A 24949-nucleotide genomic window follows, 5' to 3' on the forward strand; every position below is an offset into this window, starting at 1 on the left:
CATTACAGAATTGCCACTTGGCGTAGCGCCATCATATACTTCTTTTTTACGAACAATAACATCTTGCTGTTCTTGTGGCGTGTAGTAAAAATAACCGTCTGGCTCTGAGAAATCAGTTATACCTTTTCACAGAATGCGTTTGCTTTAGCTAAGTAATCTGTGTTTGCTGTAATGCGATGCAGTTGTAGCAAGGCTTGTATCAGGTAAGCATAATCATCTAAAAAAGCAGGGAATTTTGCGACGCCATTTTTCCAAACATGTTTAAGATTAACTGTGTTATCGGAAAACGCCTTCATCATAAATTGCATGTTGGAAATGGCTCGCTGTTTATAGGCTTCATTACCGGTTGCTGCATAAGCCTTGCTATAAGCCGTGTTCATTAAAGCATTCCATCCCAAAATAATTTTATCATCCAAAGCTGGTCGTATGCGTTGTTCACGAATTGCCAATAATTTTTTATTGCATTTATCAAGCAATTGCTGAAGATCTGCCACTTTGTATTGCCTGTTTGCTGCGAAAACGGGCAACGGCTCTAAAATGCGGAGGATATTTGTATGTTCCCAATTTCCATTTTGAGATATGTTGTAATAATCACAATATACTTCAGCATCGCTACCCAAAAATAGCTTCTATTTCTTCTTTTTGCCACACATAATATTTGCCTTCAACACCTTCGCTGTCTGCATCCAGAGCGGCATAGAAACCGCCTGATTTGTCGAGCAATTCTCTTTCAATAAATTCAAGCGTGTGATCGATTGTTGTTTTATATTTTTCATTTTGTGTTATTTGATAAGCCTCGCTTAATGTTGAAACAAGCAAGGCATTATCATACAACATTTTTTCAAAGTGAGGTGCCAGCCATTCAGCATCGGTTGAATATCGTGCAAATCCGCCGCCTAATTGATCATAAATGCCGCCTTCGATCATTTTATCGAGACTTAGCAAAGCCTGCTTTAAGGCAGCCTCCCCCAACCCTCCGGAGGAAGGGGAGTTTTGACTCGAATTGATTGGAGACGTTGAGAGATGATAATATTTTAAAAGAAATTGTATAGAAAATGTTTGTGGAAATTTAGGTGCAGCGCCAAAGCCTCCCCATTGTGTGTCGGCTTGTTTTAAAAGATTGTCGCACGCTATATCAATTTGTTGTAACGAAAAATCCAACGGCGTTGAACTGATTCCAAAATTGTTTGATTGCGTCAAATGTTCTGTCAGTCCGTTTGCCTGCTCTTCAATCTCATTTCTTTTGTTTTTAAATGCGTCAGCTACAGCAGCAAGCACATCTTTCCAGGATGCGCGATTCATTACCGCTTTTGGAGGAAAATAGGTGCCGCCATAAAAAGGTTTTTTATGGGGTGTAAGAAATACATTCAATGGCCAGCCGCCACTACCGGCCATAGCCTGCACCGCATCCATATAAATATGATCCAAGTCAGGCCGCTCTTCGCGATCAATTTTTATATTGATAAAATGTTCATTCATGATGGCTGCTGTGGCTTCGTCTTCAAAGCTTTCGTGCTCCATTACATGGCACCAATGGCAGGCCGCATAGCCGATACTCACCAATATCGGCTTGTCTTCATCAATTGCTTTTTGCAATGCTTCTTCGCCCCAGGGAAACCAGTTTACCGGGTTGTGTGCATGTTGTAAAAGATAGGGACTTGATTCGTGTATAAGTGCGTTGGGCATATCTGACCTTTAATTTGTTTGATGTATGTAGCTACAAAGATCGGACGAAGTTTTCTGCAATCAGTTTTAAACTTTATGTGTAACGATAGCGACGAATATGTAGGATGCCACATGTACTAAAGATGAAGCTGTGCGACGCAAGACTGATGCCATCTATTCTTCAGCCGGGTTAATAAAATCTGGATTCTATAAATTCATTATTCATCATTTTATCATTCATTTCTTCCCCATCCCCATTTTAAAAATACGGGCATGGCTTTGCCCCAGGTTTGTACATCGTGGCGGCCTTCATCCAATTCAAGATAAGTAATGTCTGTAGGTTTGTAACCCTTGTCAAATAGTTCTTTAATATGATCCAGCGTATCATCGATTGAATCGATAATGCCGTTATTGTTTCTGTCGCCGCTTTCGTCAAGTTTACCACATTCGAAAAAGAATTTTAAATCAGGTGAGAAATTTCCTTTTCTTATTTGCTGTTGCATAATACGATGTTTATTGTCATCATATTTTTTATCAGATTGGTCCAGACTTCGCCACCACAAAGAGCCTGAAAAAACACCAACTTTTGAAAAGATGTCTGGATGGTTCCACACTATATCCAAAGCACTTAAACCGCCTAAAGAAAAACCCGCAAACGCTGTTTCCTTAAATGTCGGAACGTTATATGTTTTTTTACAAAAGGGATAAGTTCGTTCAAAATGAATTTAGTAAATGCACCTGCTTTCGCACCCCGGCCCAGATAATCTTTTTTCTTTGCAACGCCATACTCCTGCATTCTATCCTTACCGGCAGTGATAGCAACGGCCAACACAGGCTCTATCGCTTTGTTTGTGTATAATTCGTTTAGTATTTTATCAAATCCCATTGCCGCCATGTCCTGTCCGTCATTGATGAGCAATAAACTCATGCTTGCGGTATCAGCAACATTTTTAGGAAGATAAAGCCGTAATTCGACATCCCTTTTTAATTGCTTTGATGGTAAGGTAATTGCATCTAGTACTAATTGTAGTTCCCCTGTGGTTTCCATTCAACCAAAAATAATGAAATGTGCTTTTAATATTATTTAATTATTAATTCAGGATATATTAAAATTGGACAGAAACAATTTTTGTTTATATCGTTTAAAAAATATATTTGGATAGAAAGTATTATTAAATACGCACTTGAAAAACATCGATCAAACTGCACTAAAGTATTGCTTAATAAATAGTAAACATGAAGCCTACATCATGGCTCCATTTGATCTATTAAAAACATAAAAACAAACTGATGAAAAAATCGGTATTCTACATGGAAAGGAAAGGTCGTTCCCGCAAGCTTTCGTTGAAAGAGTAAATAGTAAAAATATTGATGGCATAATGGCCGAGCCTGTGCATATAGATAAGGCTATTCAGGGCGTACACAGTGGTTATGCGGTTATCATTGATCGTATTTCGCAAGACGTCCCTTTTTACAGAACATGGTTGAAGAATGCAGCCGTTACTGGCACCGCAGTGATTAATAATCCGTTTTGGTGGAGCGCCGATGATAAATATTTTAATAATTGTCTGATGACGCAGATAGGAGTGCCGGTACCAAAGACAGCTATTTTGCCATCTAATGAAAAGCCAGATGATACAAGCGCTGATTCATTTAGCAATCTTGCTTACCCGTTGGATTGGGATGGGATTTTTAACGAAGTAGGCTTTCCTGCTTACATGAAGCCATTTGCCGGGGAGGTTGGAAAAATGTCTATAAATTGAATAGCATGGAAGAATTTTATGAAAAACATAATGAAACCGGACAGTTGGTTATGTTGCTTCAGGAAGAAATTGTGTTTGAAGAATATTATCGATGCTATTGCATTGGTGGTAAGCATGTTCGAATTATGCCTTACGAGCCTCGTAATCCGCACCACCTGCGATACAAAGCAGACTTTTCGCCAGGCGAAGAAAAGCTTAAGGAAATGACAGAAATCGTTTTAAAGATCAACAAATACCTGGGATATGATTTTAATACGGTTGAACTGGCGTTAAGGGATGGTGTGCCTTATGCGATTGATTTTTGCAATCCCGCTCCAGATGCGGATATTGCCAGCGTTGGTGAAGAGAATTTTGAATGGGTTGTAGAAACATCTGCCAACTTTGCTATTGAGAAGGCACTTGCCAATAATGGCGGTGATAACCTTACCTGGGGCGAGTATGTGAAACAGAGTGCAGGAAAAATTAACTAATTAAGTGATGTGATAATGTGATAATGGGTGGCACATCATCCTACTGTTAAGTATAATATGATTGTCAGGCTGAGCTTGCCGAAGCCCACTCCGACGACCCTTCGGCAGGCTCAGGGTGACAACGGATACGGCAGTTTTTGCTTAACATAACACTACTATTTTATGTCAACTTGGTCTCATTATCACATTAGCTCATTATCATATCATCATATTTAAAGCATGATCTTAAATTATAAAACATTCACGCTTGGCGTAGAAGAAGAATACATGGTACTAGATCCGGAAACTTATGAGTTGAAAAGTCACGAGCAACAAATTGTTCAGGAAGGGCAAAAGACCATTAAAGACAAAGTAAAAGCTGAAATGCACCAGGCTGTTGTGGAAGTGGGAACGGATATTTGTCAGGATATCGACGAAGCCTATAAAGATGTTGCTTTCCTCCGAAAAACCATTAGTGATATTGCTGGTGGTCTTAATCTGACATTGGGAGCATCGGGCACGCACCCGTTCAGTCATTGGGAAAAGCAATTGATAACAGACCATCAACGATACAACGATATCATTGCTGAATTACAAGAGGCTGCACGCAGCAATTTGATCTTTGGTTTGCATGTACATGTTGGTATGGAAAGCCGCGAACTGGCTAATCATATCGCTAATTCAACAAGATATTTTTACCACACATTTTTGCTTTAAGTACCAATTCTCCATTTTGGGAAGGACGTATTACGGGATATAAATCTTATCGTACCAAAGTATTTGATAAGTTTCCGCGTACCGGCATTCCTGATGCGTTTGAAAGTATTGAAGCTTATGACAATTATGTGAAAATGCTTATCAAAACTAATTGCATTGATAACGCAAAGAAAATATGGTGGGATCTTAGGGTACATCCATTTTTTAATACAGTAGAATTCAGGATCTGTGATATACCGATGACCGCTGATGAAACTATTGCCATTGCAGCATTGTTTCAAGCTATTTGTGCCCGGATATATATGTTAAGAAGTAAGAATATGAACTATATTCAATATTCCCGGCCGCTCATTAACGAAAACAAATGGCGCGCCAGCCGCTACGGCTTAGATGGTTATATGATTGATTTTGGTAAAGAAGAAGAAGTGAACACACGTGCGCTAATTTATGAACTGTTGAATTTTATTGACCCGGTGGTTCCACATTTGGGTAGCCAACATAGAATTGATTATGTGCACAAGATCATGGAAAACGGTACAGGTGCAGACAGGCAGTTAGCGATTTACGAAGAAACTAAAGATCTTAAAAAAGTTGCCCAATATATAAGTGATAATTTTTTAGAAGGGATTTGATGAACAGGTTTCAAGATTTATGTTCCATGTTCAAATGTGTGCCGTTTATCGAAAATTGATTGTTGAACATTATATTATTCATTTTTCAAACCTAAAATCAGAAACCTGCAACCTGTAACTTGCAACCTGAATTAACTCCCAACTATCATCACTTCATATACAGGGCTAAAAAGGTAGGTTTTATTGGTTGATACTTCAAGACAACTGTATCTTTTCGTTCTTCGTTTTCCTTTCTGAAAAACCCGGCCATCTTTTAATCTGAAAAATGCGCCTTCGGGTAAATCTTCAACCAGACTGTGACCTTCTTTTTTAGGGTCGTACTTATATAAAATGCGCTGCAGGCTTTCTTCAGAACATGTAGAAGCGCCGGGGTTATGAAGGGTTCTCAGCAATTCATACTCAATATCAGTAGGGAATATTTTCTTTTCAATAAACTGGGCAAGCACTTGTCCGTAAATGGTCTTCCATTCTTTGCCATGCGCCTGTATTTTATTTCCATATTTTTCAAACGTAATAAGATGCGCCAGTTCATGTAATAATGTAATTAGAAAAGCATATTTGTTGAGGTTACCGTTTACGCTAATGCGATGGTGCTTTGTGTCTACGCTGTGGCGATAATCACCTAAAACTGAATTTCTGCTTTTGGCAATAGTAAGGTGTACCTTATAAAAATTAAGAAAGGCAATAACCGGTTCGTAAGTGTTTTCAGGTAAGTATTGCGCCAGTTGTGGTAATGGCACTTCCTTCTTAGGCATTCTTATTATTCCTTAAAGCTTTTTGTAATGAGGTAACTTCTATTATTGTATATAACATATATATTCCCAAACTGCCAAATAGAGCAGCTTTATTTACATTTCCATCACTTAAGTAAATATATATAAAGGCCGCGATGGCACACACAAACAGCCTTATGATAAAACCGGTGTAAAATACACGCACAAATACATGCGGGTTAGGATTGCCAATTGCCTTTAATCCGTTTCGAACGGTAAAAATTCCCACCAGAAATAAAATGATATTAGCAATGAGTAATACAGTTGTGTCAACAGCAGACTTGGCAAGTGTTTGCCTGAAAACTATAAAGAAGGCGCTCAACAGCACAAAAACAAGTATCATCAATTTCAGGGGGCTAAAACCTTTTTTATTCGCGTCCATCATTCTTATTCCTTTTCCCGGTTTCTTTAATTAATTTGTAAAATGTTGCAGCTAATACCAGCAAAGGTAAGGCTACTGTTAATAACGGAGATATGTCAAATTTTTCGTCCAGCTTGATACCGGCGAAGACTCCAAGTCCGATTAAAACTAACAATTGTGCTGTAACGCCCAGGTAACGTAGCCAGGGTGTGTAATTTTTTGAATCCAAGCGTATTGTTTAATATAAAACTAATAAATTATTACCTTGTATATATGGTCTTAATGGAGTTTTTGAATTTTAAGAAATATTATTTACTTTAAAATGTAGATTTACCGCAATTTTGCTTCGTTGGCTAAAAGTGAAAAGCTGATGAACTTCTAAATAAATATTGAATGAAGAAATCCGTAAGAATTTTTTGGCGATTGTTTTTTATAGGAATGGGATTGTTTATTGCGATTCTCCTCATGGCCAATTTTGGTGTGTTTGGTAAAATGCCTTCTATTGAAGAACTTGAAAATCCAACCATAGCACAGGCATCAGAAGTATTTGCAAGTGATGGCACCTTGATGGGTAAATATTATTTGCCTTCAGGTAACAGAAGTATAGTTAAGTATAAAGAAATTTCGCCCAACGTTATTAATGCTTTGGTAGCAACAGAAGATAAAAGGTTTTACGAGCATTCGGGAATTGATATAAAGGGAACATTGAGAGCTGTTATTTATGGCGGTTCGGCAGGAGGTGGTAGTACCATTACGCAACAGCTGGCTTTGGCGCTTTTTAATGAGCGTGCCAGAAACCCTGTAAAAAGAGTGATTCAGAAAGTAAAAGAATGGATCATTGCTGTGAAGCTTGAGCGAAATTTTACGAAGGAAGAAATATTGGCCTTGTATTTAAACGCTGTGCCATATCCTGATAATGTATTTGGGATAAGGAATGCAGCTAAAACTTTCTTTCAAAAAGAACCAGGACAGCTTAGTGTAGATGAGGCTGCGCTGTTGGTAGGTACTATCAATGGTCCAGGCGTTTTTAATCCGCGCCGTAATCCCAAAGCATCAATGGACAGGCGAAATCTTGTTCTTGGCAGGATGGCAGAAAATGGCAATATAACAGCCGCGGAAGCTGGAAACCTTCAAGCCAAACCTATTACGCTAAATTATAAGAAACCTACAGAGGATTTGGGCTATGCTCCATATTTCAGAGAAATTTTGAGAGAGGAACTTAAGAAGCTCCTTAAAGATATCAGCAAACCTGATGGATCATCCTATAGTATTTATAATGATGGATTGAAAATCTACACAACGATCAATCCTGTTATGCAAATTTATGCCGAGGAAGCGGTGGCAAAACAGGCACCTCAGTTATATAAAAATGTGATCAGGCAGGGTTTTGTTAAGAATGGAAGTGTTTGGAAAAAACATGAGAATGTGCTGGAGGCTGCGATGAAAAATAGCGAACGATGGAGAAATCTTGCTGACGATGGGTTAAGCGATAAAGAAATAAAAGCGACTTTTTTGAAAAAACACCGATGAAAGTATTTGCCTGGAACCCGGAGCGATCAAAAGATACGGTGATGACACCGTACGACTCCATCAAATACCACAGGTTATTTACACAAGCAGGATTTATGGCAATGGATCCGTTAACAGGCGAAGTAAAAGCCTGGGTTGGTGGTATTGATTTCAAAACCTTCAAGTACGATCATGCCAACTTGAATACCAAACGGCAGGTTGGGTCAACCATTAAGCCTTTGTTATACGGCGAGGCTGTTGAAGAATTGAACTTTACCCCTGAAACTCCTGTTCAGGATGTACAGCAAAATTTTGGAGGTGGCAGGCTTGTGCCTGCAACAGGAGGAACCTGTACCGGCCGTACAATGCCTATGGCAAATGCCCTTGCTTGGTCGAGAAACTGTGCCACAGCCTATATTATGAAACAGGTTGGGCCGGGTAAATTTGTAGACTTTTTGCAAAGAATAGGCGTTCCCACAAAAGTAGCCCCACATCCGTCCATTGCCCTGGGTTCCTGCGAACTTTCATTGTTTGAGATGATGTGGGCTTATTCTATGTTTGGCGGACGTGGATTTTCTACAAAGCCCTATTATATTAGCAGAATAGAAGACAGAAATGGAAATGTAATTAAACGTTTCGATTATAGTGCAAACCGCAGAGAGGCCATCAGCGAAGCTACAGCATACATCATGTCTAGAATGATGCAGGGGCCGGTTGATAAAGGTACAGCAGCCGGACTTCGCGCCAGGTTAGGTGCCGCAGAAATGGCTGGGAAAACAGGTACAACGAACGACAATAGTGATGCCTGGTTTATGGGTTTTGTACCACAATTAATGGGCGGGGTTTGGGTTGGAAGTGATGATAGGTTTATTCGCAATGAAGGTGCAGGTGGAATGGGCAGTAGTGCGGCAAGACCTATTTGGGAATATTTCTTTAAAAAGGTGTATGCTAATGAAGACTTAGGGATAAATAAAGAGGACCGGTTTATTGAACCTCCATCGCTAAGCAATGATGCAGTTAGTGCTGATCCTTCTTCTTTTGTTTTGGATGACAGCATAGAACCGAGCGCCGCAGGCGAAGATTTGGGTGTTGGTAGTGCCGAGGACTATCTGTTGAATAATGGCGAATATATTGGCCCCGAATCTGCGCCAATACCGGAAGATCCGAACAAAATTAAAAAGCCTGCAAAAGATACCAGCAATAAAAAGAAGGTAAAGGAGAAACCAATTGGGACACCAGAAGAGCCCAAAAAAAGAAGGGCATTTTTAGAAAGATATTCGGAAAAAAAGAAGATTAAGGGTTGATTGAAACTATAAAAATACGGTCTGACAGTTTCGTCTGACCATTACCGGGAAAGCGGGAATGTGTTGCTTATATGGGATGCCATATATTATACAGTTGAATGGAGCGACGCAATTTTGATGCTATATATTTAGTGCCGGGTTCATAAAATAGTTACATATCATTTCTACTTTTTAAAGAATAACCAGGCTTTAAGCTTTTCAAATCCTTCTTTTTTTAAAGATCATCCTTAATAAAGGTAATCTTTAGAGGAAATCATATCTATCTTCTTTCGCTGTTGCGTGTTATATTTGCACGAATTTTACTCATATTAAATTACTTTGTAGTATATGGCAGATATTTTTGAAAGATTATTGAAGAATTACGGACCAATAGGCCAGCACCGCGAAAGAGCACACGGATATTTTGCATTTCCGAAACTCGAAGGTGAAATAGGCAGCCGCATGAAATTTAGAGGTAATGATGTTATTGTATGGAGCTTAAATAATTATTTAGGATTGGCGAATCATCCTGAAGTCAGGAAAGCTGATGCAGACGGTGCTGCAGAATTTGGTTTAGCCCTGCCCATGGGTGCACGTATGATGAGCGGAAACAGCAACCTGCACGAACAATTGGAAGCAGAGCTGGCCGCATTTGAAGGCAAGGAAGATGCGGTTTTGCTGAATTTTGGTTACCAGGGTATGGTAAGCGTTATTGATGTGCTTTGCAGCCGCCATGATGTGATCGTTTACGACGCGGAAAGCCACGCCTGTATTATAGACGGATTAAGATTGCACCCCGGCCATCGTTTTGTTTTCAAACATAACAATATCGAAGATTTCGAAAAGCAAATGCAGCGCGCTACTGCTTATATCGAAAAGCAAAATAAAGGTGGCGGCATACTGGTAATTACAGAAGGTGTATTTGGAATGGCCGGTGATCAGGGAAAACTGAAAGAAATTGCTGATCTGAAAAGTAAATATGATTTCAGGTTGTTGGTTGATGACGCACACGGTTTTGGAACGCTTGGAGAAACAGGTGCCGGTGCTGGTGAGGCGCAGGGCGTACAGGATCAGATTGATATTTATTTTTCAACCTTTGCAAAATCGATGGCTTCAATTGGTGCTTTTGTTACAGGCGATAGAAAGATCATCGATTATATACGGTACAACATTCGCAGCCAGATTTTTGCCAAAAGCTTACCAATGCCGTTGGTTGTTGGTAATTTAAAAAGATTGGAGTTATTAAAAACCCGTCCCGAGCTCAAAGCAAAACTTTGGGAAAATGCACTTAAGCTACAGCAGGGTTTAAAAGATAGAGGATTTGATATTGGTAATACCGATTCGGTTGTTACACCTATATATATGAAAGGTGGAGTGGAAGAAGCAACCGCAATGGTAATGGATCTTAGAGAAAACTATAAAATATTCTGCTCAATAGTAGTGTACCCGGTAATTCCCCGCGGACATATTATTTACAGGTTAATACCAACAGCATCACATACAGACGAAGATATACAGCTAACGCTGGAAGCCTTTACTGCCGTTAAAGAAAAGCTGGATGCCGGGTCTTATAAAACAAATGCTATTCCGGATATGGCTGATGCAAGAAAATAATGAGCAATCCTAAATTGCTTTAAAATAATAAACCCCTGCAATTGCAGGGGTTATTTTTTTATCGGGAATAAGTTATACTTATTTTACTCTGTTTACTGCTACTTCGTTTACGATTTTTTTGCTGTTGCTTACATTATAAACACTTACAGTTTTACCTTTAATGTTAGAGATAGTAAAAGTAAGGTCATACTCGCTGTAAACGTCGTTGTCAAATTGATAATTACGTACAATTTTTTTACCGCTTACTTTTTCGTTGTAAAGAACATTACCATCGTTGTCTGTAACAGATACGAAGAAGATTTCGTTTGCTTTATTGTCTAAAGAAAGTCTGTAAACAGGCAGGTCATTTACATTACCTACATAGCTGATCTCGCCTTTTTTATCTTCATCGTTTACTGCAAATGCAGGAGCAGCGATAGAGGTTGCGAAAAGAGTTACTAAAGCTAAAGCGAAAGTTTTTGTTTTTGATAAATATGTTTTCATTGTATAAAGTTTTATATTTTTTAAAAATTAATTATTGTTTTAAAAATGGGCCTGTTTATTCAGGCATCCATTTATTTTGTTTGCTTTGAAACCGGTCCGCTGGTGGTCAAAGTGTTTGCAAATAATAACCCTAATTCGTAGGCTACTTTTTTTGCTTGTAAAAGAACTGTTTTCATAATTGTCTCCTTTTTTTAAATTCTTCAAATAATTTCTCGTCACAATATGGACCTAATCGCCAGGCGGCAAACAAAACGAGACAAGCGAAAGTTGGTTTTGAGCTCTTACCTAATCATACCGGTATTTTGTATTGATTATGTATTTATAACACAAAGATAGAACCTGTGAAAGCCTGTTGCAAACCATTATATGCCTCTTTTCAGGAGGCTGAAATTTTAAAAAGTCGTTTCAATAAATTGTTTATCAATTATTTATAAGTTTAAATCTAATGACGTCCAAAGGTCAAACTGTGTTGGAAAATAATTGTAATAGCGACTTTTTCAGGCTGAATTTTTTATTTCTACCTTGTTCTCTATTGATAAATGGGTATTGCTTTTAAGTCTATATTCATAATTATAGCTTGCTGGTAAGTCAGATGTTTGATGCGTACAATATTCTTCCAAATCGCTCTATTCAATTTTTGCATAAGTCGCTTTTGAAAAGTATAAAAATGCCCTCATCTGTGTAAAAATTATTACCTTAACGGCCTTTATTATCCGCGATGGAATTAAAATAAACAGAACATATAATTTATAGAATAATGGATATTGCTGTTAGCAAGAGTTTGCATCATTTCAGGACAGAAGTCGGTACAAGGTTTCAACTATATAATAGCCTCTTTACTTCGCTTCCCTTTCATAAAATGGAAAAGACGGTATTTTACTGTCGCTTTTTTCGAGCAACTGTGAAGAAGGATATGCTAAGTCACAAAGCCCTGTTGATATAATAAACGAGTTTTTTAATAAACACACCACCTTAACCACGGAAAATGAAAAGCTTGATCTTTTGTTCAAGTTCAATCAGTACGTAGAAAGACAGGTCGTTTTGTTTGATGCTTTGGAAGACGCTGCTTACAAAAACACGCACGATCTTAGCGGGGCGGGCACTTTAAAGCAGGTAATGGGTGATGTGATGCAGAACAACAATGCCGAGGCACTTGCTGAAGTGTTGAGAACATTTGGTGTAAGATTAGTGCTTACTGCGCATCCAACGCAGTTTTATCCGGGATCCGTTTTGGGTATCATACACGATCTTAGCCGTGCGCTTATTAAAAATGACTCGGTTGAAATAAATACGTATTTGCAACAATTAGGTAAAACACCTTTTCTTAAAAAGAAAAAGCCAACACCTTTTGATGAAGCCATAAGCCTGGTGTGGTTTTTAGAAAATGTATTTTATACAGCTGCCGGGCGCATTGTCAACGAATTAAAAAGCCAGTTCCCTGGTGCGGTATCAGATCAGAATGCTGTACTGCAAATGGGTTTTTGGCCGGGCGGAGATAGAGACGGTAATCCCTTTGTAAAGTGTGATACAACTTTAAAGGTAGCTGATGCGTTACGTAGCGCTATTCTGAAATGTTATTATCTGGATGTTAGACGTTTAAAACGCAGGCTTACTTTCCACGGCGTTGAAGAGCCTATCGCCGAACTGGAAACAAAATTATATGATAACGTTTTTGTTCCGGGTTTTGAGATCAACATAACTACCAAAGAAATAAAAGATACGCTGGTAAGTATAAAAAAATTTTGGAGGAGAGCCATAACTCTTTGTTTACATCTCAGGTACAAAGCCTTATTAATAAGATTGATCTTTTTGGTTTATACTTTGCTTCGCTTGATATTCGCCAGGACAGCGGCATACATCAAAAATTACTAAATTGCAGCCGCCAAAAGCGGCGGTATTATTCCGGGTAACTACGTAGAGTTGAGCGAATCAGATAAAATAAAAGCGCTGCTTAATATTGAAGGGAAAGTCAATACCGATATCTACGATGATGAAGTGATTAAAGATACAGCCCAGATTCCCACTGTTGTTGCGGAAATACAAAAGGCTAACGGAGAAGCCGGATGCAACCGTTATGTTATCAGCCATTGTGAAAGTACCCTGAATATTATTGAAGTGTTCGCATTATTTAAAATGCAGGGTTTTGCCAACGATGAGATTAATGTGGATATAGTTCCTTTGTTTGAAACTATTGATGATTTAGGAAATGCTGCTGAGATTATGAAGAGCTTGTATAGTATTCCTGCTTATAAAGAACACCTGAAACGCCGCAATAATACGCAAACTATAATGTTGGGCTTTAGTGATGGTACTAAAGATGGCGGATATCTTATGGCTAACTGGAGTATTTATCGAGCCAAAGAAGAACTGACGCGCATTACAAAATATTATGGTGTTGAAGTAGTCTTCTTTGATGGAAGAGGTGGTCCGCCCTCGCGCGGTGGTGGTAAAACACATAAGTTCTACGCATCGATGGGAAGCAATATCTCAAACAGGGAAATTCAACTTACTATACAGGGACAAACGATCAGCTCAAATTTTGGGATTATAGATTCGGCACAATACAACCTTGAACAATTATTAAATGCTGGTATAACAAACAACCTTTATGCAGACAGGCATGCTCCGCTAACAGGTAAACAGGAAGAACTGTTACAGGAGCTTTCCTCTTACGGGTTTGATGAGTATAAAAAATTAAAAGAGCATCCTTTGCTGGCAAGTTATCTGTACGAAGTGAGTCCACTTAGATTTTATAGCGAAACAAATATTGGCAGCCGCCCTGCAAAACGTGGTAAATCGCAAGGAGGCATTTCGCTTAAAGATTTGCGGGCTATACCATTTGCTGGTGCCTGGAGCCAGTTAAAACAAAACGTTCCTGGCTTTTACGGCGTTGGATCTGCTCTGAAAAAATGGAATATATTGGACGTTTTGAAGAAGTAGAAAAGCTGTATCAGACTTCTTTATTCTTTAAAACACTGATTGATAATTGTGAAATGGCGATGTCTAAATCTTATTTCCCGCTTACCCAATACATAGCGAATGATGAAACTTATGGTGAGATGTGGAATATGATTTTTGAAGAGTATAAACTCACGCTTGAATATGTTTTAAAACTTTCCGGCAACGACTCATTAATGGGAAATTATCCGGTTGATAAACTTTCTATTTCTATGCGTGAAAGAATTGTTTTGCCGTTGCTTACCATTCAGCAGTATGCGCTCTGTAAAATCCGGGAAATTGAGGCTGGTAATGATGATGGCGACGGCATAAAAGACACCTATGGTAAACTGGTTATGCGTTGTTCATTTGGTATTATCAACGCTGGCAGAAATTCTGCCTAAAAAGAATATTAAAATTAAAGCCGGAGTTTATAATTAAACTTCGGCTTTTTATTTTATAACATTTTACTTTTGAAACACATGCTTACATTTGTTCATGTAATACGGATTTGTTTAAACTTATTTTTTACCACATAAAAATATAGGCTTTATGATAAATAGGAAACATAAATACACATAATCGTTCATTTTCCAGAGGCTATGTTCCGCCTACGGCGGATACTATATATCCTCAAATGGAGAAATGCTATGTATCTATGTGTTTTATAAAAAGTCTAACAAGTTCAACAATAAAAAAATACACGGATGAAAAACGTCCTCAAATTCTTATTCTCTGGTTTGATAATGTCTATGCTTTTAGCCGCTTGCAGCAACACTACCAGTAATGATCCTAACGCTGTATTACAAGAATTCTTTGAACATCTGGCCAAAAAGGATATTGATGGAGCATCGAAATATGTAACGAGCGATAGCAAACCAACCATGCAAATGATGAAAAAAGGTTTGGATATGGCTGAAAAAATGAAAGACTCATTGCCGCAGTCAGACCCTATGAAAGATTTTGAAGATGTAGCATTTGAGCCAGCCAAAATAATGGGTGATTCCGCATTCGTCACTGTAAAGAGTAGAAGTCGGCAGCGCCCCGATGCAGAATTCAAGCTGCTCAAACAGAGTGATGGCTGGAAAGTAGACTTTACTATGGGAACGCTGATGCGCATGGGTACAAAAAGTCTGAAAGAGCAGAATATGGATGATACCTCTGGTATGAATAGTGAGGAAATGCAGAAGGGTATGGAAATGGCAGACAGTGTGTTGAAAAATATGGATCCGAAAACTTTAGAGGACATACAAAAGAAGCTGGAAAACCTGAATTGAGAAACCTCGGATACCAAGGAACCACCTAAAAATCAAATTATAAACAAGTGAAAAAAATCTCAATATTAGCAATAGGAGTCATCGGTTTGCTTGCATCCTGCAATACAGGATCAGATTCAGAAGCCGCGGAAAGTGATATTGCAGCAGCAACCGGCTTTGTTCAGTCGGCTTTAAAAGGAAAGTATGATAGAGCAGCAGATTTTATGCTGCACGATTCCCTAAACGATGAAAGGCTCGATGCTGTGTCGCGTATGCAACTTTCTTCTGACGAAAAACAGGGGCTTTGGGACGCCAGCATCAATATTCATAGCAGAAAGCTGATTAATGATTCTACAAGTATTATCATTTATTCCAATTCATTTCATAAAGAAAACCATGATACTTTGAAAGTGGTCAAAATAGATGGTAAATGGCTGGTAGATTTTAAATACCTGTTCGACCATGAATAGAAACTACTATTAAAATCATATTTTTGCAGACTTTAAAAAATATCAAAAAAAACCAATAGAGCCTTATGTCAACTATCCAACATCCCTGGCATGGTGTAAGCTACGGTGCAAATGCTCCTGAATATGTGAATGCTATTATCGAAATTCCTGAAGGTTCAAGATCGAAATATGAAATAGATAAAGAAACGGGATTGCTCAAGTTGGATAGGGTTATTTATTCTTCCTTCCACTATCCGGTGAACTATGGTTTTATCCCTCAAACTTTGGGGCAGGATAATGACCCGCTCGACATTGTGGTATTATGTTCTCAATCTATCCGCTCCTTATGCCTGGTGCAAGCTAAGGTTATAGGTAATATGCAAATGATTGATAGTGGTGAGCGCGATGATAAATTGATAGCAGTAGCGCTTAATGATCCGTCTGTAAGGCAATACGACAATATTGATGAGCTGCCGCAACATTTCTTGCTGGAAATGCGTAATTTTTTTGAACAATACAAAGTGCTTGAAGATAAAAAAGTGGTTATTGATACGTTCCAGGATAAAGAAACGGCATTACCCATTGTTTCGGAAGCAATAGAATATTATAAAGAAAAATACGGGAAACAAGGTTAAGCATCTCTTAGCGTTTAACCAACCATTTTTTCTGGCGCAGCGCTTAATTGGAATTAATGCGTGACTATACTTGCATTATTTTATTGGATTGAATGCAACTTTTGATCAAAGAAATGCGTCCTTCCTAACTGATAGATAGCTATTAAACAAACACCCCATTTTGAAATATTGTTCTGCTTTAATATTTTCATTATTGCTGGTATCAGTTGTTGCCGGACAGTCAGATTTTGAAAATACGGTAAAGGAATATTACCGTGTCAATCCTTTTCAGGGCACTTTTTCTACTTTTATAGACGTATTAACGAAAGACTCGGCCTTACTAAATAAGCAAATCCTAAAACAGACAGATTCTACAGGATATTATGTGAGAGGGGAGTATGAAGTATTCAACCCTTTTAGCGTCAATGCTAATAAAGTTGATATGATCTTTTATGAGAGTTCTTTAAAAGCTCGCAACGATTTTCATCTTTTTAATTTTTATACTTACCAGCTTACATCATATTTTCCTGATACAGAATTGACCCGAAAAGCGATAAAGAAAGATTACAAGAAATTAGCCAGAAAATTTAAAAGAGACCTGTATTACACTGATATTAAAAGCCTGAAAGGCTATAACAATATTGAGGATGGTGAGATCTCAACCTATAACAATTACAATACATCTCAACTTGCTCCGGTGGTTATAAGTTGGCAAACGTTGAGCGCATCTAAGCAACTTGGCTTGACCATTATAGTACGAATAAGGCAGCTAAATAATTATGCGGTCCCGGTAAATAATATGTAGGTTTTTATTGATAATGAGGGGTAGACTTTTTCCAAGACTGATAAGAATATTACTCAAACGGTTGTGTGTACTAAAAATGTAGGCATATGCATAAAAAATATTTCTGCTTGTTTTTCTTTTTATGTCTTTGGCAGTGCTTGGGCAACAAGACTTTCTAAAGTTTGTAAATCACTATTATCGAGTAGACCCTTTTGAGGGGAAATTTTCTGCATTTATAAAAGCATTGTCGACGGATAAGCAATTGTTAAGGAAAAAGTACACAAATGAGTCAGAAAGAATGTATAATTTTTCGGGTTCATACAATGTGTTTAATCCATTTAGCGTTAATGCAAATCAAATAGAAATGCAGTTTCAATCTGATAAGGAAGAAATTTACTTTGGCGTTCCTACTCCAATGTATGTTTATACTCTTACTGCGAGATTTGATGATAATCAATTTACAAGAAAAAAATAAGAAGAGATTATTGGTTGATGGTTAACAGGTTTAGGTGGTTATACACCACCTACCGTTTCGGAGATTTATACGACAACCCGGTACGTAGAAAAGACCTGGGAGCCAATGGAGCGTTGCTTAATTTTTATTTTAAAGGGTATAAAGATCAAATGTCATCACGCCTTTCCTGGGCTATCTTGCCATCTACCAAAGAGCTGGAACTTAAAATTAGTGTTCAGTTTGCAGTTATTAATAATCGTGCTTATCCATTAGGTCATTATCCTGGTAGGCCTGTGGACGAGAATTATGATTTAGTAGCCTGGAAGAAATAAGAATTAGCAATGTGACTGAGTTTAAACAAAATGCATTTGCGGATGGCTTCTTAAAAATTTATTAATACCAAGCTCTTTAATAATTAAATCTCCGAATAAGCTTAAGTGTATGCGTTCTCTCACCTGTGTCTGTATTTATAATTCCACTCCTATCAATTTTATCAATTCGTACTTTCCCTGATGCATGTATAATTTCGTTAGGACCCAATAAGATGCCTACATGCACAATTTTATCTTTTTCATCAAAAAACGCAAGGTCTCCAGGTTTTGCTGTTTTTAACGAACGTACTAGTTTGCCTTGAGTTGCCTGCTGCCATGCATCACGTGCAATGCGAGCCCCAACAAGTTTATATACAGTTTGGCAAAATCCGCTGCAATCCACGCCCAGTATGGTTTTTCCGCCCCACATATATGGAGCATTCAACCATAAAAATGCCTGCTGCAAAAGTGTTTCTACTTTATTGTCAACTAAAGTTGTATCAACTGGCCTGCCAGTAAACGAGTACGCAATCCCTGCAATGTCTCCTTTTTTATTTTTAAAATTTCTCAAAGAAGAACCTAACGGAACATGCATTGATTGATTATTATAAACTACCTTATTTAAAAAATGAGGCGCAAGCGTTTGGCACGGTTGCAAAGCTGTTACACCATCAACAATAGTTATAAGATGATGAGTTACCCAGCCAATGTAACCGTCATAAAGGCTTTCTACTTTTAACCAAGTGGCATTTTGTTTTTTGAGAATTTTTACTGCTTCTCCAAACAATAGCTGATTACACATCTCCTGCCGGTGATTGGGTTTTTACGCACTGGAGCGGCAGGCACTGTTACGATCGCATATTCCATGTTCGATTTATGATTTAAGAGTTCTGATTTGTGTACACCCGTACATCAAATATCGTATATGTAGGTTGATTTATAACCGGGACGATAACCCGAGCGTGGCAACGAAGATGCCATATATTCTTCAGCTGATTACATAAAAAAGTTATGGAATTATAAATTGTTTGCATCTTAAGGTTTAATAACTTTAACCGTGTGAGTAAAGACCCGTACAAGGATATTACCGATAAGGAATTGTTGCAACGTTTTTGGCAGACGCAAAATAACGAATGGCTTGGTATTTTGCTGCAGCGTTATACCTTATTGCTGTTTGGTGTGTGCATGAAATATTTGAAAGAAGAGGATGATGCTCGAGACTGTGTGCAGCAAATTTTTTAAAGGTTATTCAGGAGGCTTCGAAGTATAAAATAGATTATTTCAAAAGCTGGCTTTATATGGTAGCCAAGAATCAATGCCTTACCATACTTAGAGATAAGAAAGGGAAAATTCCGGTAGCCTTATCAGAACTTAATAGCCCTTTAACTGATGAGGCTGATGAAGACCTTAAAGAACGATCGCCTGAAATAGACGATGGGCTGCTTAAGGAGGCGTTGGACGAACTAAATGAAGAGCAATACAATTGCGTAACTTTGTTTTATCTTAAAAAAACAGTTATCAGCAAATAAGCGATATCACCGGATATCCTCTGTTGAAAGTAAAAGCCACATACAAAACGGGAAAAGAAACCTTAAATTAAGTATTCAAAAAAACTTACAGAAACTGATTCTAAAAATGCAAGATGATTTAAAGAACATATTATCCAATGCAAAAGGCGACCTCAGCCAGGATCAGCTAATGAAGTATTTGAATGATGAGCTGGATCAAACTGAAAGGCATGATCTGGAAAAGGAAATAGCAAATGATCCGTTTGAGGCAGACGCGCTTGAGGGTTTAGAAGAGGTGGAGAATAAGGAAAAGATAGAGTTGATAGTGGATGATCTGAATAGAAATCTAAAGAAGAAGATTGCAAAAAAACGGCTGCACGAGAGCGGATGAAACTAAAGCCGCAATGGACTTTGTATTTTTCGATACTTATTCTACTGATTATAATATCGCTTATTTATCTTTTTCTGCATAAGCAGGGACAACCTTAAGTATAAGAAAAAAAGGCGCTTTTCCAATTATGATTTAGAGTTTTTCACAAATGGTGATAATAAATGGATTTTATGCCTGCTCTACCTTTTTTCAATATTAATTTAATGTTAACTGCCTTGAAAAGCTAATTTAAAGAACCACCTTTGCATAGCAAAACTCTATAACTATGCAGTGGAAGACAATAACAAGTGGTTTGGGTAATACAGCCTTCAGCTTATGGAGCAATGGCCGGAAATTACTCACGCTTGCTTTTCAAAACCAGTCAGACAATGTTTACATAGAATCGGAAGATGGTGAGAAAAGGCATTTTAAATGCCGCAACAAAGGCCTTTTAAAAAACAAGGTGGTTTTAGAAAATGAGTATGGCACCGACTTGGGAAGATTGAAAAAGAAGGTGGACGGGAATATATATTAATTGACGAAAAGCGTTATTTTCTTAACTTCCTCAACAATAATGAGGTGGAAATTACTGAAGAAGACGCACAAGAACCTCTTACCGTTTGTAGCCTCGATTTGGAAAATCCCACTGCTGAAGCAAAAAAAGGACTTTTAATGGTTTTATGCTATTACTTAATAGGCCATCCTCAAAAACAGGAACAACCTGTTTTAGCCCTTTAAAGATTTTCGAATATAATTTTGGAAAATTGTTCAAGCGATGGGTCTCTTGCACCCATCAGTAACAACACGTTCCCTTCTTTCAAATGAGACTGGGCTTTTTCCAAAAAATCATTTCGATCGGCTACAAAAACAGCTTGTTTACCGGTTTGCTTAATATCTTCAATAAGATCATTTGCTGAAATGTCTTTGGTTGTAGTGCCACCGGCATAAAATATTTCGCTCATCCAAATTTCATCTTCCGGTCTTAATGCTTCCGATATTTCCTTAACAAAATCAGCTCTTAAGAATTTAGTAGGAGTGTACCCATGCGGCTGGAACCAGGCTAATACTTTTTCTGAAACAGGTTGACAGCTGCGTATGGCTGCGGCGCACTTTACCGGGTTGTGTGCAAAATCATCAACAACCCAAATACCCCTTTTCTGTCCAAGCACCTGGCAACGTCTGTATATTCCTTCGTAATGTTTAAGCGCTTCGCTGGCCGTTATTAATGAAATACCTGCCTGCGATGCAGCAGCAACAGCAGCTACTGCATTTTCCATGTTATGCTTACCGGCGATCTGAAGCTCGAAATGTTGTTTGCTAATATCGAAAGAAATATTAAACCCCTTTTGTTGAAAGTTAGTTGCCGAAAATCCTGCATCTGAATTTTCACCTTCCATTTCAAAATCTTTTGTAAGCTCAACCGACAGCTTTTTTGAGTGTTCGTTAGATTGATTAACAATAAAGCTTTCGCTGTTTTTTTTGAATGTTTCAAAAACCAGCATCAGCTCATCTAATTCTTTATGATCTTTTTCTATATTAAGCAACAACCCTATTGCCGGATGATATTGAACAATGGAACCATCGCTTTCGTCGGCCTCAATAACCAGCCAATCGCTTGTTCCAACAAAGGCATTTCCGATTTTTCCTTTTTTATCAGACTCACTAAACCTGCACCACTAATAATTGATGGAGATAAGCCGGCGTAAGTCATAATATCAAACAACATAGCGGTTGTTGTGCTTTTGCCACTGGTACCACCCACCGCAATTGTTTTTTTGCTTGCTGCAATAAGTGATAATAGTTCTGAGCGCTTTATGATAGGAATGCCTAGTTCCTTCGCCTTTTTAATTTCGATAACAGTATCTTCAATTGCGGTAGATGCAACTACAAGATCAGTTGCTGACGTGATACCACTTCCATCCTGCAAATAGCATTGAATCCCTTCTGCTTCTAACTTCTCTTTAATATCGCCTGCTTTGCCCTCGTTAAAAAAGCGGTCACTTCCGCTCACCGCCATTCCCGAACCTTGCAGGTATTGAGCAATAGCGCTCATGCCAGCACCGGCAACACCTATAAAGAAGGGTGACTTAATATTTTTAGATTGATATGATTCATATAGAAAGCAAATGTGCAAAGAAATTCTTGCAATCAAGAATGGTTGGTGCATAACATTTTTATTTTTCTCACGGAATACACAGATAGCACAGATATGTTTTCTAATTATTTTTTCTGTGGCATTCTGTGCTATCTGTGAGAAAGCCAGCCTGCGAATATATAGGTTGATTAATGATCGGAACGATGAAGCGAGCGTGGCAAAACCGATGATTTTTATTGATTGATGACACCACAAAAGCATAGCAAGTATGGCAAGATTATTATATTTGCCGAATTGAATAATTACTATGAGCAATAATTTCAACCCTGACAAGCAGCATACATTAAAAAAGCGATCGGAATCAGCGGTACCGGCTTGCATACCGGTATTTTAGCTGATGTAACGCTTAAACCAGCTAATGCTGGCTTCGGCTATCAGTTTCAACGGGTTGATTTGCCTAATAAGCCTATTATAAAAGCAGATTGCGACCTGGTAACAGATACCAGCCGGGGCACAACGCTTGAAGCGAACGGAGCAAAGGTAAGTACGGTTGAGCATCTGCTTGCCGCTCTTGTAGGCATGGGTATTGACAACTGTCTTATTGAAATTAACGGGCCGGAAGTACCTATTATGGATGGAAGTTCGATGCCTTTTATAGAAATTATTGAAGAGGCTGATATTGAGGAGCAGGACGCAGCTAAGGTTTGGTATTCTATAGATGAAAACCTTTATCTGACGGATGAGGAAAAGCGCGTGGAAATGGTAATTATGCCTGCAAGAGAATACCAGATAACCACTTTGATTGATTTTAATTCGCCTGTTTTAGGAACACAACATGCGGAATTAAAAACAATGAGAAATTTTAAAGACAAAATTTCAACCTGCCGCACATTTTGCTTTTTACATGAACTGGAAATGCTGCTGGATCATAACCTGATAAAAGGGGGTGATGTAAATAATGCAATTGTAGTGGTAGATAAACCGGTTGGAGATGCAGAACTTGACAGATTAAAAAAGATATTCAGGAAAGATGATATAGAAGTTAAAAGCGAAGGCTATCTGAATAACCTTGAACTTCGTTTTCCTAACGCCTGCCAGGCATAAGTTGTTGGATGTGGTAGGAGACCTTGCTTTGATTGGTTACCCGGTAAAAGGGCGTGTAATTGCTAACAGGCCCGGGCACAGTAGCAACGTAGCTTTTGCAAAGCTTATAAAAAAGCATATAAAAGCAAATAAGCATATTAAAGATGTGCCAAGCTATGATCCGGCAGTTCCGGCGGTTTACGATCTGCCATACATCGAAAAAACATTACCTCATCGCTTTCCTTTTTTGCTTGTTGATAAAATCATTGATCTTACAGATGAAAAGATTGTAGGTATAAAGAATGTAACATTTAACGAATGGTATTTTCAGGGACACTTTCCCGGTAATCCTGTAATGCCAGGCGTATTGCAAATAGAAGCCCTTGCTCAATGCGGCGGCATATTAGCCATAAACCTTTCGGGTGAAGGCCAGTACGACACGTACTTTTTGAAGATAGATAATTGTAAGTTTAAGCAAATGGTACGCCCGGGTGATACCATGATTTTAAAGATGGAATTGGTTGCACCTATCCGCCGCGGCATTTGTGAAATGCGCGGAACCGTTTATGTGGGTAACAAAGTGGCGACGGAAGCTGATTTGGTTGCACAGATCGTGAAGCGATAGTTAGGATTTTTTTATATTAGGATTGAGGTAGTACCTGATGATTTTTTCAAACGCTTCTAAATTGTAGGGCTTGGTTATTACATCTTCCATACCTACTTCTTTCGCTCTTCCAATAACATTATCGTAACTTAAAGCTGTAAGAGCAACAACAGGAATAAATTTGTTTAATGCTTTGAGGTCTAAAGTTGTTTCAAAGCCATCTTTATCGGGCATGTTAAGGTCCATAAGAACCAGGTCGAAATTTATATATTTAAACAAATCGATTGCTTTTGCACCACTATCCGCTGTTGTCACTTTAATAAAAGGAGATATTTTTTCTACAGTTTTTCGGGATATAAGCAGGTTGAGCGGATTGTCATCAACTACAAGAATTCTTTTCTCTTGATTAACGGTTTGTACTTGCGCCGGTTCATGATAAGTTCGTTGTGAGGCTTGGTATATCGGCAGTAATAAGGTGAAGCGGAAATGAGTTCCTTTATTTAATACAGATTTTACAAAAAGTTCAGAATTGTAATATTTCAGTAGTTGCTGAACGATGATCAATCCTAAGCCTCTTTCAGATTGAAAATGTTTTAGGTTTTTTTGCTTTTCGTACAATGTAAATTCAGAAATGTCTTCAGCATATCTTAATCCACGTCCCTCATCGATAATGTCGAACTGCAACGCTACTTTATCTGTAGTCCTGCTTATTTCTGATACATCAAAAGAAATAACTTTTCCATAATCTGAATTTTTTATAGCGTTGTATATAAGGTTAATGATAATTTGATTTAATGCTACTTTGTCCAATAAAATAATAAGGCTGTCAGAATGTATTGATAATTTATGTTTAAATTCAAGCGATTTTTCTTTTACAAAAACATGAATTGAATTGTAAATATTTTCCATTTTGATGCGAATATTTACAGGGGTCATATTTAATTTTCGTTCATCAAAACTATATTTACTTCCCTGAAGAATATTATCTACAAACATTGATATATGTTGCGCCGTATGCTTTAGTGAAGCAAAATATCTTTGTCTTTCATCTGGATCTTGCTCTGATTCTATCATTGTAGCTAATCCATTAATACCATATACCGGTGTACGTAGTTCGTGGCTAACAATGTCAAAAAATATTTTGCGTTCTTCATCATAATTCAAAAGTTCCTCATTCTTTAAAATCAGTTTATTATTGATCAGCTTAATTCGCTTTTGGCTTCTTGAATAGTAAA

General features: G+C 38.0%; 31 protein-coding genes and 3 pseudogenes. 23 read left to right on the forward strand and 11 right to left on the reverse strand.

All coding sequences use genetic code 11. The features are described 5' to 3' along the window. Nucleotides 1-116 precede the first annotated feature (116 nt). The 3 genes and pseudogenes from MKP09_RS23555 to MKP09_RS28480 form a co-directional block, all read right to left on the reverse strand. Nucleotides 117-620, reverse strand: a complete 504-nt coding sequence (locus MKP09_RS23555) for a YyaL domain-containing protein (RefSeq protein WP_240833028.1) — start codon at nt 618-620, stop codon at nt 117-119. Beyond that, nucleotides 613-1686 (reverse strand): thioredoxin domain-containing protein, encoded by a 1074-nt coding sequence (locus MKP09_RS23560; RefSeq protein WP_240833029.1) that lies wholly within the window; start codon nt 1684-1686, stop codon nt 613-615. The genes MKP09_RS23555 and MKP09_RS23560 overlap by 8 nt, the downstream gene beginning before the upstream one ends. A 212-nt stretch (nt 1687-1898) precedes the next feature. Further along, nucleotides 1899-2713 (reverse strand): annotated as a pseudogene (locus MKP09_RS28480) (alpha/beta hydrolase). A gap of 331 nt (nt 2714-3044) precedes the next feature. Between MKP09_RS28480 and MKP09_RS23575 the strand changes: the two are divergent. The 4 genes from MKP09_RS23575 (at nt 3045) to MKP09_RS27015 (ending at nt 5226) form a co-directional block, all read left to right on the forward strand. Beyond that, nucleotides 3045-3428: an ATP-grasp domain-containing protein gene (locus tag MKP09_RS23575; RefSeq protein WP_240833032.1), complete on the forward strand. Its 384-nt coding sequence runs from the start codon at nt 3045-3047 to the stop codon at nt 3426-3428. A gap of 5 nt (nt 3429-3433) precedes the next feature. Continuing rightward, nucleotides 3434-3898 (forward strand): ATP-grasp domain-containing protein, encoded by a 465-nt coding sequence (locus MKP09_RS23580; RefSeq protein WP_240833034.1) that lies wholly within the window; start codon nt 3434-3436, stop codon nt 3896-3898. A 219-nt stretch (nt 3899-4117) separates the two neighbouring features. Then, nucleotides 4118-4594: a glutamate-cysteine ligase family protein gene (locus MKP09_RS27010; RefSeq protein ID WP_262915595.1), complete on the forward strand. Its 477-nt coding sequence runs from the start codon at nt 4118-4120 to the stop codon at nt 4592-4594. A gap of 29 nt (nt 4595-4623) precedes the next feature. Further along, nucleotides 4624-5226, forward strand: coding sequence for a glutamate-cysteine ligase family protein (locus MKP09_RS27015; protein WP_317235482.1), 603 nt, complete (start codon nt 4624-4626; stop codon nt 5224-5226). Nucleotides 5227-5357: 131 nt separating this feature from the next. Here MKP09_RS27015 and MKP09_RS23590 read toward each other — a convergent pair whose 3' ends face one another. From MKP09_RS23590 to MKP09_RS23600, 3 genes are read right to left on the reverse strand one after another with little or no spacing between them, the layout of a single operon-like run. Further along, entirely contained in the window at nt 5358-5981 is a 624-nt protein-coding gene (locus MKP09_RS23590; RefSeq protein ID WP_240833036.1) for a SprT-like domain-containing protein, read from the reverse strand. Continuing rightward, nucleotides 5974-6384: a hypothetical protein gene (locus MKP09_RS23595; RefSeq protein WP_240833038.1), complete on the reverse strand. Its 411-nt coding sequence runs from the start codon at nt 6382-6384 to the stop codon at nt 5974-5976. Before MKP09_RS23595 ends, MKP09_RS23590 begins: the two co-directional genes overlap by 8 nt. Then, a complete protein-coding gene (locus MKP09_RS23600; RefSeq protein ID WP_240833040.1) occupies nt 6368-6589 on the reverse strand; it encodes an AtpZ/AtpI family protein in 222 nt (73 codons plus the stop codon). The genes MKP09_RS23595 and MKP09_RS23600 overlap by 17 nt, the downstream gene beginning before the upstream one ends. A gap of 416 nt (nt 6590-7005) precedes the next feature. Between MKP09_RS23600 and MKP09_RS28955 the strand changes: the two are divergent. Both MKP09_RS28955 and MKP09_RS23615 read left to right on the forward strand, forming a co-directional pair. After that, a pseudogene (locus tag MKP09_RS28955) lies at nt 7006-9173 on the forward strand (penicillin-binding transpeptidase domain-containing protein); the annotation flags it as partial. A 327-nt stretch (nt 9174-9500) separates the two neighbouring features. After that, nucleotides 9501-10766, forward strand: a complete 1266-nt coding sequence (locus tag MKP09_RS23615) for an aminotransferase class I/II-fold pyridoxal phosphate-dependent enzyme (protein WP_240833046.1) — start codon at nt 9501-9503, stop codon at nt 10764-10766. Nucleotides 10767-10844: 78 nt separating this feature from the next. Here MKP09_RS23615 and MKP09_RS23620 read toward each other — a convergent pair whose 3' ends face one another. Beyond that, the gene (locus tag MKP09_RS23620) at nt 10845-11249 is read right to left on the reverse strand and encodes a hypothetical protein (RefSeq protein WP_240833048.1); all 405 of its coding nucleotides are present in this window, start codon (nt 11247-11249) and stop codon (nt 10845-10847) included. Nucleotides 11250-12377: 1128 nt separating this feature from the next. On the opposite strand from MKP09_RS23620, the pseudogene MKP09_RS27020 reads away from it, so the two are divergent. The 10 genes and pseudogenes from MKP09_RS27020 to MKP09_RS23665 form a co-directional block, all read left to right on the forward strand. Next, a pseudogene (locus MKP09_RS27020) lies at nt 12378-12818 on the forward strand (phosphoenolpyruvate carboxylase); the annotation flags it as partial. Nucleotides 12819-13012: 194 nt separating this feature from the next. Beyond that, nucleotides 13013-13159, forward strand: a complete 147-nt coding sequence (locus MKP09_RS27025; protein ID WP_262915596.1) for a phosphoenolpyruvate carboxylase — start codon at nt 13013-13015, stop codon at nt 13157-13159. A 10-nt stretch (nt 13160-13169) separates the two neighbouring features. Continuing rightward, on the forward strand, nt 13170-14189 hold the full coding sequence (locus tag MKP09_RS23630; RefSeq protein ID WP_240833052.1) for a phosphoenolpyruvate carboxylase: 1020 nt from the start codon (nt 13170-13172) through the stop codon (nt 14187-14189). Continuing rightward, complete coding sequence (locus MKP09_RS23635) at nt 14159-14590, forward strand: phosphoenolpyruvate carboxylase (protein ID WP_240833054.1); 432 nt, start codon at nt 14159-14161, stop codon at nt 14588-14590. Before MKP09_RS23630 ends, MKP09_RS23635 begins: the two co-directional genes overlap by 31 nt. Nucleotides 14591-14893: 303 nt before the next feature. Then, a complete protein-coding gene (locus tag MKP09_RS23640; protein ID WP_240833056.1) occupies nt 14894-15463 on the forward strand; it encodes a nuclear transport factor 2 family protein in 570 nt (189 codons plus the stop codon). 47 nt (nt 15464-15510) lie between these two features. After that, nucleotides 15511-15912 (forward strand): hypothetical protein, encoded by a 402-nt coding sequence (locus tag MKP09_RS23645; RefSeq protein ID WP_240833058.1) that lies wholly within the window; start codon nt 15511-15513, stop codon nt 15910-15912. A 65-nt stretch (nt 15913-15977) separates the two neighbouring features. Next, the gene (locus MKP09_RS23650; protein WP_240833060.1) at nt 15978-16526 is read left to right on the forward strand and encodes an inorganic diphosphatase; all 549 of its coding nucleotides are present in this window, start codon (nt 15978-15980) and stop codon (nt 16524-16526) included. Nucleotides 16527-16719: 193 nt separating this feature from the next. Then, nucleotides 16720-17310 (forward strand): hypothetical protein, encoded by a 591-nt coding sequence (locus tag MKP09_RS23655; protein ID WP_240833062.1) that lies wholly within the window; start codon nt 16720-16722, stop codon nt 17308-17310. Nucleotides 17311-17431: 121 nt separating this feature from the next. After that, nucleotides 17432-17764 carry a hypothetical protein gene (locus MKP09_RS23660; RefSeq protein WP_240833064.1) on the forward strand — a complete coding sequence of 111 codons (333 nt, stop codon included), beginning with the start codon at nt 17432-17434 and terminating at the stop codon, nt 17762-17764. A 14-nt stretch (nt 17765-17778) separates the two neighbouring features. Continuing rightward, entirely contained in the window at nt 17779-18075 is a 297-nt protein-coding gene (locus MKP09_RS23665) for a hypothetical protein (RefSeq protein WP_240833066.1), read from the forward strand. A gap of 76 nt (nt 18076-18151) precedes the next feature. Here MKP09_RS23665 and MKP09_RS23670 read toward each other — a convergent pair whose 3' ends face one another. Next, nucleotides 18152-18856, reverse strand: a complete 705-nt coding sequence (locus MKP09_RS23670) for a C40 family peptidase (protein ID WP_240833068.1) — start codon at nt 18854-18856, stop codon at nt 18152-18154. Between the two features lie 257 nt (nt 18857-19113). Here MKP09_RS23670 and MKP09_RS23675 point away from each other — a divergent pair, with 257 nt between their 5' ends. From MKP09_RS23675 to MKP09_RS23695, 5 genes are all read left to right on the forward strand, one after another. Next, nucleotides 19114-19296, forward strand: a complete 183-nt coding sequence (locus tag MKP09_RS23675; RefSeq protein ID WP_240833070.1) for an RNA polymerase sigma factor — start codon at nt 19114-19116, stop codon at nt 19294-19296. A gap of 56 nt (nt 19297-19352) precedes the next feature. Continuing rightward, nucleotides 19353-19583, forward strand: coding sequence for an RNA polymerase sigma factor (locus tag MKP09_RS23680; protein WP_240833073.1), 231 nt, complete (start codon nt 19353-19355; stop codon nt 19581-19583). 106 nt (nt 19584-19689) lie between these two features. After that, complete coding sequence (locus MKP09_RS23685) at nt 19690-19953, forward strand: hypothetical protein (protein ID WP_240833075.1); 264 nt, start codon at nt 19690-19692, stop codon at nt 19951-19953. Between the two features lie 265 nt (nt 19954-20218). Continuing rightward, nucleotides 20219-20467: a hypothetical protein gene (locus MKP09_RS23690; RefSeq protein ID WP_240833076.1), complete on the forward strand. Its 249-nt coding sequence runs from the start codon at nt 20219-20221 to the stop codon at nt 20465-20467. Between the two features lie 44 nt (nt 20468-20511). Continuing rightward, nucleotides 20512-20670, forward strand: coding sequence for a hypothetical protein (locus tag MKP09_RS23695; RefSeq protein ID WP_240833077.1), 159 nt, complete (start codon nt 20512-20514; stop codon nt 20668-20670). Here MKP09_RS23695 and MKP09_RS23700 read toward each other — a convergent pair. After that, nucleotides 20667-21572 carry a glutamate ligase domain-containing protein gene (locus MKP09_RS23700; RefSeq protein WP_317235483.1) on the reverse strand — a complete coding sequence of 302 codons (906 nt, stop codon included), beginning with the start codon at nt 21570-21572 and terminating at the stop codon, nt 20667-20669. The two genes, MKP09_RS23695 and MKP09_RS23700, sit on opposite strands and share 4 nt — an antisense overlap. Then, nucleotides 21482-22408, reverse strand: a complete 927-nt coding sequence (locus tag MKP09_RS23705; protein ID WP_240833078.1) for a Mur ligase domain-containing protein — start codon at nt 22406-22408, stop codon at nt 21482-21484. Before MKP09_RS23705 ends, MKP09_RS23700 begins: the two co-directional genes overlap by 91 nt. Between MKP09_RS23705 and MKP09_RS23710 the strand changes: the two genes are divergently transcribed. After that, nucleotides 22403-23131 carry a UDP-3-O-acyl-N-acetylglucosamine deacetylase gene (locus tag MKP09_RS23710; protein WP_262915597.1) on the forward strand — a complete coding sequence of 243 codons (729 nt, stop codon included), beginning with the start codon at nt 22403-22405 and terminating at the stop codon, nt 23129-23131. The genes MKP09_RS23705 and MKP09_RS23710 overlap by 6 nt on opposite strands. Continuing rightward, nucleotides 23097-23735, forward strand: a complete 639-nt coding sequence (fabZ, locus tag MKP09_RS23715) for a 3-hydroxyacyl-ACP dehydratase FabZ (RefSeq protein ID WP_262915598.1) — start codon at nt 23097-23099, stop codon at nt 23733-23735. Before MKP09_RS23710 ends, fabZ begins: the two co-directional genes overlap by 35 nt. On the opposite strand, the gene MKP09_RS23720 is transcribed toward fabZ, so the two are convergent. Further along, entirely contained in the window at nt 23736-24878 is a 1143-nt protein-coding gene (locus MKP09_RS23720; protein ID WP_240833079.1) for a response regulator, read from the reverse strand. Between the last annotated feature and the right edge of the window lie 71 nt (nt 24879-24949).

The organism is Paraniabella ginsengisoli (assembly GCF_022513635.1).
In the GTDB taxonomy this organism is placed as follows: domain Bacteria; phylum Bacteroidota; class Bacteroidia; order Chitinophagales; family Chitinophagaceae; genus Niabella; species Niabella ginsengisoli.